Origin of the sequence: Actinomadura sp. WAC 06369, assembly GCF_003947565.1 — a bacterium.
Lineage (GTDB): Bacteria > Actinomycetota > Actinomycetes > Streptosporangiales > Streptosporangiaceae > Spirillospora > Spirillospora rifamycini.
On the sequence record NZ_QHJN01000242.1, the window covers coordinates 1 to 8,619 of the forward strand.

The window sequence follows — 8,619 nt, forward strand, 5'->3', positions numbered from 1 at the left end:
GGCGAGGTGCGGCTGCAGGTCGGCGACATCGTCGGCGGGGCGAAGGCCACTCCCGCCGAGGACGGCAGCCTCGCGATGGCCCGTCCCGGCGTCTCGGCCCCCGTCGTGGACATCTACACCGACTTCGCCTGCCCGCACTGCGGCACCTTCGACAAGGCGAACGACCCGATGCTGAAGGAACTGGCCGTCGCCGGGGACGCCAAGGTCGTCTTCCACCCCATGGTGATCTTCAACGAGTCCATGCAGCCGGCGTACGGCAACGCGCTGCGGGCGGCGTCCGCGCTGCGCTGCGTCGGGAACGGCGCGCGGTGGCTGTCGTACCAGGACGCGCTCTACGAGCACCAGCCCGCGAACCTGCAGACCGAGGGGTACGCGGTCGGCGAGCTGGTGTCCGTCGGCGCCGAGGCGGGGGTCGCCGACGCCCGGTTCGAGGAGTGCGTGCGCGACCAGTGGTACGCGGGGGAGGTCAAGCGGGTCAGCCGGGGGTACGTCGACTCCGGGGTGGGCGGCACGCCGACCGTCCGGGTGAACGGCCGCACCCTCGACCAGGACGACATCGCCACGCCCGAGGCGCTCCGCGAAGCCATCGAGGCCGCCGCCTGACGGGTTACGCTCACGTCCACGGCGGTGGATCACTGCGCGGGCACGGCGGCAGGGTACGGCGACAGGCAAGAGCGGCACGAGGGAGAGACGGCGCGATGGCGTGGAGCTGGCGTTTGGAGACGGCCGACGGGCGCTCCGTGGGCGTGTCGGAGGAGTCCTTCTCCACCCAGGCGGACGCGGAGAGCTGGCTGGGCGAGAACTGGCGGGCCCTGCTCGCCGGCGGCGCCGACAAGGTGACGCTGCTGGCGGGCGACACGGCCGTCTACGAGATGAGCCTGCACGAACCCGAGTGAGCGGCGGGACGGCGAAGGGCCGCGGCCCCCGGGAGACCGGGAGCGCCGCGGCCCTCGTGCGTGCGGCGGGGGCTCAGGGGCGGGTCTCGGGGCTGCGGGTCCGGGCCGGGTCGCGGATCACGACGGGGCCGAGCACGTCGTCGATCCGCTTGAGGACGTCCGCGTCCAGCTTCACCCCGGCGGCCTTCACGTTGTCGCGGACCTGCTCGGGGCGGCTCGCGCCCACGATCGCCGCCGACACGTTCGGGTTCTGCAGGGTCCACGCGATCGCGAGCTGCGCCATCGACAGCCCGAGGTCGTCGGCGATCGGCCGCAGCTCCTGCACCCGGGCCAGCAGGTCGTCGCTCAGGTAGCGCTTGATCATGTCGCTGCCGCCCTTGTCGTCGGTCGCCCGCGACCCCTCCGGCAGCGGCTGCCCCGGCTTGTACTTGCCGGTCAGCACGCCCTGCGCGATCGGCGACCACACGATCTGGCCGATGCCCTCCCGCTCGCACAGCGGGACGACCTCCTCCTCGATCACCCGCCACAGCATCGAGTACTGCGGCTGGCTCGAGACGATCCGGTCGAAGCCCATCTCGTCGGCGATCTTCAGCGCCCGCTCGATCTCCTCGGCCCGCCACTCCGACACGCCGACGTACAGGACCTTGCCCTGCCGGACGAGGTCGTCGAACGCGCGGAGCGTCTCCTCCAGCGGGGTCGCGTGGTCGAAGCGGTGCGCCTGGTAGAGGTCGACGTAGTCGGTGCCGAGCCGCCGCAGCGACCCGTTGACCGACTCCATGATGTGCTTGCGCGACAGGCCCCGGTCGTTCTGCCCGGGTCCGGTGGGCCAGAAGACCTTGGTGAAGATCTCCAGCCCCTCGCGGCGCTGCCCCTTCAGCGCCCGCCCGAGGACCTCCTCGGCGCGCGTGCCGGCGTAGACGTCGGCGGTGTCGAAGGTGGTGACGCCCTCGTCGAGCGCCGCGCGCACGCACGCGTTCGCGGCGTCCTCCTCGACCTGGGAACCGTGGGTGAGCCAGTTGCCGTAGGCGATCTCGCTGATCTTGAGACCGCTCCTGCCCAGGTGTCTGAACTCCATGCCCCAGACCCTAGCCCGCCGGGCGTTCCGGCGGACGCGGGTCACCGGGCGGTCAGATCTTGTCCTTCTCGCCGATCTTCACCTGGGCGGCGGGGACGCGCAGCCGGCGGATCTGCATCGCGCGCATCGCCGCGTACATCCCGACGCCCTTGTGGCTCTCGTCCGGGTACCGCTCGGCCGCCAGCCGCTTGATGCCGCGGCTGAGCAGCAGGCCCTCGCCGAACACCGCGAGGAGCAGCAGCGGCGGCGCGAACAGGACCAGCAGGCGCGCCGCCGGGATCGGGACGAGGCTGAGCAGGACGATCGCGAACATCGCGTACATCAGGTACGAGCCGACCGTCCGGCGCGAGTCGACGTAGTTGCGGGCGAGCCGGCGCACGGGGCCCTTGTCGCGCTTGAGCAGGTACTTCTCGTCGCCCCGCTGCATCCCTTCGCGGGCCTTGACGCGCTCGGCGGCCTGCCGCTCCCGGACCTTCTTGTACGCCTCTTTGCGGTTCGACGGGGCGGTGATCGGCTGCCGGTTCCGCTTCTCGGCGTCCCGCCGCTTGGGCGTGGGACGGCCCTTTCCTCCCGGCTTTACTACCTGAGGAGGATTCGGAGGGGCTTCCTGGGTACGACGCTTGAACACGGGATCAGCCTACCGGCTGCGAACGTCGTGACTGCCTCGCACGTTACCGCGTAGGGTGATAAGAACCCCACCAGTGGTCATTGAGCCCAGTTTGCGACTGAGCGACAGCACGAAGGGACCGGCGCCGCGCGATGAGCGTGATGAAGCGAATGTCGATGATCTTCAAGGCCAAGGCGAACAAAGCCCTGGACCGGGCCGAGGATCCTCGCGAGACGCTCGACTACTCCTACCAGCGACAGCTGGAGATGCTGCAGAAGGTCCGTCGGGGAGTCGCCGACGTCGCCACCTCCCGCAAGCGTCTCGAGCTGCAGATCAACCAGCTCGAACAGCAGCAGGAGAAGCTGACCGACCAGGGCCGCAAGGCGCTGCAGGTCGGCCGTGAGGACCTCGCCCGCACGGCGCTCGAGCGCCGCGCCGGGATCGAGGGCCAGTTGAACGACCTGCGTGCGCAGTACCAGCAGCTCCAGGGCGAGGAGGAGAAGCTCACGCTCGCCTCCCAGCGGCTGCAGGCCAAGGTCGACTCCTTCCGCACGCGCAAGGAGACCATCAAGGCCACCTACACCGCGGCCGAGGCGCAGACGAAGATCAACGAGGCGTTCTCCGGCATCTCCGAGGAGATGGGCGACGTCGGGCTGGCGATCCAGCGCGCCGAGGAGAAGACCGAGAACATGAAGGCCCGCGCCGGGGCGATCGACGAGCTCCTGGCGTCCGGCGCCCTGGAGGACTTCTCCGGTCCGAAGGACGACATCCAGGCCGAGCTGGACCGGATGGGTTCGAGCAGCGGCGTCGACCTGGAGCTGGAGCGCATGAAGGCCGAACTCGGCCAGGGGCCCGCTCCGAAGGAGCTGAACGAGGGCTCTCCGAGCGCGCAGCAGCAGCCGCAGGTGGACACCTCCAAGCAGGCGTGGCCGCAGCAGCCCGGGGGTGCCCAGTGATCGTCCGGCTGATGGGCGAGGGGCAGCTGGACGTCGCCGCCGAGGATCTGACGGCGCTCAACGCGCTGGACGACGAGCTCGAGGCGGCGATCGAGTCGGGCGACGAGACGACGTTCCGGGCGGCGCTGGTCGCGCTGCTGGACAACGTCCGCAAGGTCGGCAAGCCGCTGCCCGCCGACAGCCTGGCGCCGTCGGAGCTGATCCTGCCGCCCGCGGACGCGCACATCGACGAGGTGCGGTCCATGCTGGGCGACGAGGGCCTGATTCCGGACTAGTCGGGGAGAACGGGGAGCGATCACCCACAGCGAAAGGGACATCCGGCACAAAACACGCCGCTCGCGCGTTCTTCCTGGTGAACGGGGTTGACACCGGGGGGTGGTGAGCGCATGGCCAGGACACGGTACGCGCCCGACAGGGGGCTGACGTCCCGCATGCTCATGACCATGTTCCTGCTGGGACTGGTCTATGTCGTCTTCGTTTCGGCGTTCTTCGTGCTGGCGCCGGAATGGGGCGCTTTCGCGCTGGCGGTCGCGGTGGTGTTCCTGCTCGCGCAGTACTTCTTCTCCGACCGGATGACGCTGTTCGCCATGCACGGCCGGGTGGTGTCGCCGGAGCAGGCGCCGGAGCTGCACGGGGTGGTCGACCGGATCTGCGCGCTGTCGGACGCGCCCAAGCCCAAGGTCGCGATCGCCGACACCGACGTGCCGAACGCGTTCGCCACGGGCCGGAACCAGAAGAAGGCCGTCGTCTGCGTCACCACCGGGCTGCTGCGCCGGCTCGACCCGGTGGAGCTGGAGGGCGTCCTCGCGCACGAGATGGCGCACGTCGCGCACCGGGACGTCGCGGTCATGACGATCGCGTCGTTCCTCGGTGTCTGCGCGGGCCTCATCACCCGGTTCGGGCTGCAGTTCGGTCTGTGGGGCGGCTTCAACCGGCGGGGCAACGACCAGAACACCGGGCTCGTCCTGCTGGCCGTGGTGGGGGCGAGCGCGCTCGCCTACGCCATCAGCTTCCTGCTGACCCGCGCGCTGTCGCGGTACCGGGAGCTGTCGGCCGACCGGTCCGCCGCGCTGCTGACCGGGCGCCCGTCGGCGCTGGCGTCCGCGCTCACCAAGGTCAGCGGCGACATCGCCCGGATCCCGACGAACGACCTGCGGTCCGCGCAGCCGTTCAACGCGTTCTTCTTCACCCCGGCGCTCGGGCGCGGGGCCAGCGTGGCGGCGCTGTTCGCCACGCACCCGCCGCTGGACAAGCGGCTCGCCCAGCTCGGCAAGATCTCCGACCAGCTCAGCAGGGGGGCCTGACGTGGGTTTTCTGGACGCGCTGCTCGGCCGGTCCAAGCCGGCCCGCCCCGACCTCGACCGGATGTTCGCGCTGTCCACCGCCGCCGTCACGCTGGAGGCCGCGACGGGGTTCGTCCCGACCGGCCTCGGCTCGGTGTGCTTCCGGGCGGCGGAGGGCGGCGCGTTCGCCCGCCTGCAGCAGGACGTCCGGGAACTGCTGGACGCCGACGAGGGCCCGCCCGTCGCGCTGAGCAACGACTCCTACGGGTTCACGTGGCTGCTCGCCGAGCACCGCCCGGACGAGCTGCCCGAACTCGTCACCGACCTGCACGCGGTCAACGCGACCCTGGAGTCGAACGGGTTCGGCCCGCACCTGCTGTGCTCCCTGGCGGGCTTCCGCGGCCCGGACGGACGGCGGCTCGCGCTCGTCTACCTCTACAAGCGCGGCACCTTCTACCCGTTCGCCCCGCTTCCTGGCGACAAGCGGGACAACGCCCTCGAACTCCAGGTGCGGAGCGCGGTCGGCGCCGACCTGCCCTTCGAGGACGACCTGGGGCGCTGGTTCCCGGTCTGGGGCGCGCCCGGCCTGTGAGCCCGCGGGGGGCGGGGCGCGACGGCCCCGCCCGTCCGCGTGCTCCGGCGGCGTGTGCTCCGGCGGCGCGCCGGCTAGGGCAGCGCGAGCATCTGGTCGAGGGCCACGCGGGCGTAGTGCGCGGTCTCCTCGTCGACCCGGATGACGTTCTCGACCTCGTCGCGTGCGAGCGACTCCAGCGACCGCACGAGGTGCGGCAGGTCGATGCGGTTCATCGTCGAGCAGTAGCAGACCGTCTTGTCCAGGAACATGACGTTCTTGTCCGGGTGGGCGTTCGCCAGCCGCCGGACGAGGTTCAGCTCCGTGCCCACCGCCCACGACGTCCCGGGCGCGGCCGCGTCGAGCGTCTTGATGATGAACTCGGTCGAGCCGATCAGGTCGGCGGACGTCACCACCTCGTGGCGGCACTCGGGGTGCACCAGCACGTTCACGCCCGGAACGCGCGCGCGGACGTCGTCCACGGACTCCTTGGTGAACCGGCCGTGCACCGAGCAGTGCCCGCGCCAAAGGATCATCTTGGCGTCCCGCAGCTGCCCGTGCGTGAGGCCGCCCTCCTTGCGGTGCGGGCTGTAGACGACGCAGTCGTCCAGCGAGAAGCTCATCTCCAGGACGGCGGTGTTGCGGCCGAGGTGCTGGTCCGGCAGGAACAGGACCTTCTTGCCCTTCGCGTACGCCCAGTCGAGCGCGCGCTTGGCGTTGGACGACGTGCAGACGACGCCGCCGTGCCGTCCGACGAACGCCTTGATGTCGGCCGAGGAGTTCATGTAGGTCACGGGGACCACGTCGTCGGCGACGCCCGCGTCCTCCAGGACGTCCCAGCAGTCCTCGACCTGGTCGAACGTGGCCATGTCCGCCATCGAGCACCCGGCGGCGAGGTCGGGCAGCACGACCCGCTGGTGGTCCGCGGTCAGGATGTCGGCGGACTCCGCCATGAAGTGGACGCCGCAGAACACCACGTACGGGGCCTGCGGGCGGGCCGCGGCCTCGCGGGCGAGCTTGAACGAGTCGCCGGTGACGTCGGCGAACCGGATGACCTCGTCGCGCTGGTAGTGGTGGCCGAGCACGAACACGCGGTCGCCGAGCGCGGCCTTCGCGGCGGCCGCCCGCTCGACGAGGGCCGGGTCGGAGGCCGGCGGAAGCTCGCCGGGACAGTCCACGCCGCGCTCGCTGGCCGGGTCGGCGCCGCTGCCGAGCAGCAGCAGGGGCAGGTCGCGCACCGGTGTGCTCACGAGGATCTCCCTCCAGGCGACGACACTTATCGTCGATGTGACGACTAATGATGGCATATCCGGCGGGGTGCGCCGATGTGACGTAGGCCGATGTGACGTAGAACGCACACCCGCGGGATGTTCAAGACGGCCCGGAAGCGGAATGGCCTTGTGGCGAGGTACGTTGTCCTACGGGAAGGGGCGTACGCGTCCTCACAGGACAAGCGGAAATCGCCGCAACGCGGCGCAGCGAGACCCGGGAGCTGAACACATGACGGTTTCAGGCGAGACCACGCAGGAGACCACGCAGCAGGGCGTCGTCCTCACCGACGCCGCCGCGGAGAAGGCCAAGGGCCTGCTCGAGCAGGAGGGCCGTGACGACCTTGCGCTGCGTGTCGCCGTGCAGCCGGGCGGCTGCTCCGGCCTGATCTACCAGCTCTTCTTCGACGAGCGCGAGATGGACGGCGACCAGATCCAGGACTTCGACGGCCTGTCGGTGCGCGTCGACCGGATGAGCGCGCCGTACCTCACCGGCGCCACCATCGACTTCGTCGACAGCATCGAGAAGCAGGGCTTCACGATCGACAACCCGAACGCCTCGGGTTCCTGCGCCTGCGGCGACTCCTTCAACTGAGGCGTCCGCCGCACGGCAGAGGCGCGCGCGGCCTGAGGGACGGCCGGACGGTCTTCGCGACCGTCCGCGCCGTCCCTTTCCGTTCGCCCGTCGAGGTGGCCGGCCGCCGCTGCAAGTAGGCTTTCCCAGTCTGAAAAAGCCGGTGAACCAGCCGGACGACGACCTCGACGAGGAGAGCGACGCGTGCGCATCGCCGTGACCGGTTCCATTGCGACCGACCATCTGATGACCTTCCCGGGAAGGTTCACCGACCAGCTCCTTCCCGACCAGCTCGATCGGGTGTCGCTGTCGTTCCTGGTGGACGAACTGGAGATCCGCCGCGGCGGCGTCGCCGCGAACATCTGCTTCGGGATGGGCAGCCTCGGCAAGGAGTCGATCCTGGTCGGCTCGGTCGGCGACGACTTCGCCGACTACCGCTCCTGGCTCGACCGGCACGGCGTCGACACCGCCTCGGTGCACGTGTCCGAGCTGCACCACACCGCCCGGTTCCTGTGCAACACCGACCAGGACCAGAACCAGATCGCCACGTTCTACGCGGGCGCGATGAGCGAGGCCCGCAGCATCGAGCTGCAGCCGGTCGCCGACCGCGTCGGCGGCCTCGACCTGGTGCTGGTCAGCCCGAACGACCCCGAGGCGATGCTGCGGCACACCGACGAGTGCCGCGCCCGCGGGATCCCGTTCGCCGCGGACCCGTCCCAGCAGCTCGCCCGGATGGACGGCCCGGACGTGCGCCGCCTCATCGACGGCGCCGCGTACCTGTTCACCAACGAGTACGAGAAGGCGCTCTGCGAGGAGAAGACCGGCTGGTCCGGCGAGGAGATCCTCTCCCGCGTCGGCGTCCGCGTCACCACCCTCGGCGCCAAGGGCGTCGTCATCGACCGGGAGGGCCGGGAGGGGGTCCATGTGCCGTGCGTCTCCGTCGCCTCCATCGTCGACCCGACCGGCGTGGGCGACGCGTTCCGCGCCGGCTTCCTGTCGGCCCTCGCCTGGAACCTGCCGCTGGAGCGCGCCGCGCAGGTCGGCAACGCCATCGCCGCGCACGCCCTCGAAGCCGCCGGGCCGCAGGAGTACACGCTGTCCCGCCAGGCGTTCCTGGACCGCTTCGCCGCCGCCTACGGCCCGGAGGCGTCCGCCGAGGTGGCCCCGCACGTCACCTGCCCGAACCCGTAGCGTCCGCGCGCGACCGGCCGCGTCCCCGCGGGGGCGCGGCCTTCGCGCGTCCGGGGGCGGGCCGGGACCGGCGCCCGGGCGGCGCGGTCAGTACGTGCGGCGGATGTGGAAGCCCCAGCCGCCCTGCGCGAGGGTCTCCTCGCGGACGAAGTCCTGCGACTTCATCCGGCACCAGGCGGGGACGTCCGTGCGGGCCGC

General features: G+C 71.0%; 11 protein-coding genes. 8 read left to right on the top strand and 3 right to left on the bottom strand.

The window, feature by feature from the left end; genetic code table 11:
• Together DMH08_RS36685 and DMH08_RS36690 are read left to right on the top strand one after the other, a co-directional pair.
• On the top strand, positions 1-603 hold a 603-nt coding region (locus tag DMH08_RS36685), incomplete at its 5' end, for a DsbA family protein (RefSeq protein WP_125620789.1).
• Between the two features lie 95 nt (positions 604-698).
• The gene (locus tag DMH08_RS36690; protein ID WP_125620791.1) at positions 699-896 is read left to right on the top strand and encodes a hypothetical protein; all 198 of its coding nucleotides are present in this window, start codon (positions 699-701) and stop codon (positions 894-896) included.
• Positions 897-969: 73 nt separating this feature from the next.
• Here DMH08_RS36690 and DMH08_RS36695 read toward each other — a convergent pair whose 3' ends face one another.
• Together DMH08_RS36695 and DMH08_RS36700 are read right to left on the bottom strand one after the other, a co-directional pair.
• Positions 970-1,971 (bottom strand): aldo/keto reductase family protein, encoded by a 1,002-nt coding sequence (locus DMH08_RS36695; protein WP_026405693.1) that lies wholly within the window; start codon positions 1,969-1,971, stop codon positions 970-972.
• Between the two features lie 52 nt (positions 1,972-2,023).
• Positions 2,024-2,599: a DUF3043 domain-containing protein gene (locus DMH08_RS36700; protein WP_026405694.1), complete on the bottom strand. Its 576-nt coding sequence runs from the start codon at positions 2,597-2,599 to the stop codon at positions 2,024-2,026.
• A gap of 131 nt (positions 2,600-2,730) precedes the next feature.
• Between DMH08_RS36700 and DMH08_RS36705 the strand changes: the two genes are divergently transcribed.
• The 4 genes from DMH08_RS36705 (at position 2,731) to pspAB (ending at position 5,409) form a co-directional block, all read left to right on the top strand.
• A complete protein-coding gene (locus tag DMH08_RS36705) occupies positions 2,731-3,534 on the top strand; it encodes a PspA/IM30 family protein (RefSeq protein WP_034521321.1) in 804 nt (267 codons plus the stop codon).
• Entirely contained in the window at positions 3,531-3,809 is a 279-nt protein-coding gene (pspAA, locus tag DMH08_RS36710; protein WP_026405696.1) for a PspA-associated protein PspAA, read from the top strand. Before DMH08_RS36705 ends, pspAA begins: the two co-directional genes overlap by 4 nt.
• Before the next feature lie 111 nt (positions 3,810-3,920).
• Positions 3,921-4,838, top strand: a complete 918-nt coding sequence (gene htpX / locus DMH08_RS36715) for a zinc metalloprotease HtpX (RefSeq protein ID WP_125620793.1) — start codon at positions 3,921-3,923, stop codon at positions 4,836-4,838.
• A 1-nt stretch (position 4,839) separates the two neighbouring features.
• The gene (gene pspAB / locus DMH08_RS36720) at positions 4,840-5,409 is read left to right on the top strand and encodes a PspA-associated protein PspAB (RefSeq protein WP_125620795.1); all 570 of its coding nucleotides are present in this window, start codon (positions 4,840-4,842) and stop codon (positions 5,407-5,409) included.
• A 74-nt stretch (positions 5,410-5,483) separates the two neighbouring features.
• Here the strand turns inward: pspAB and nadA are convergent, their stop codons facing one another.
• A complete protein-coding gene (gene nadA, locus DMH08_RS36725) occupies positions 5,484-6,638 on the bottom strand; it encodes a quinolinate synthase NadA (RefSeq protein ID WP_233618030.1) in 1,155 nt (384 codons plus the stop codon).
• A 250-nt stretch (positions 6,639-6,888) separates the two neighbouring features.
• Between nadA and DMH08_RS36730 the strand changes: the two genes are divergently transcribed.
• The gene (locus tag DMH08_RS36730) at positions 6,889-7,251 is read left to right on the top strand and encodes a HesB/IscA family protein (RefSeq protein WP_026405700.1); all 363 of its coding nucleotides are present in this window, start codon (positions 6,889-6,891) and stop codon (positions 7,249-7,251) included.
• A gap of 183 nt (positions 7,252-7,434) precedes the next feature.
• Positions 7,435-8,421, top strand: coding sequence for a carbohydrate kinase family protein (locus tag DMH08_RS36735; RefSeq protein ID WP_026405701.1), 987 nt, complete (start codon positions 7,435-7,437; stop codon positions 8,419-8,421).
• Positions 8,422-8,619 lie beyond the last annotated feature (198 nt).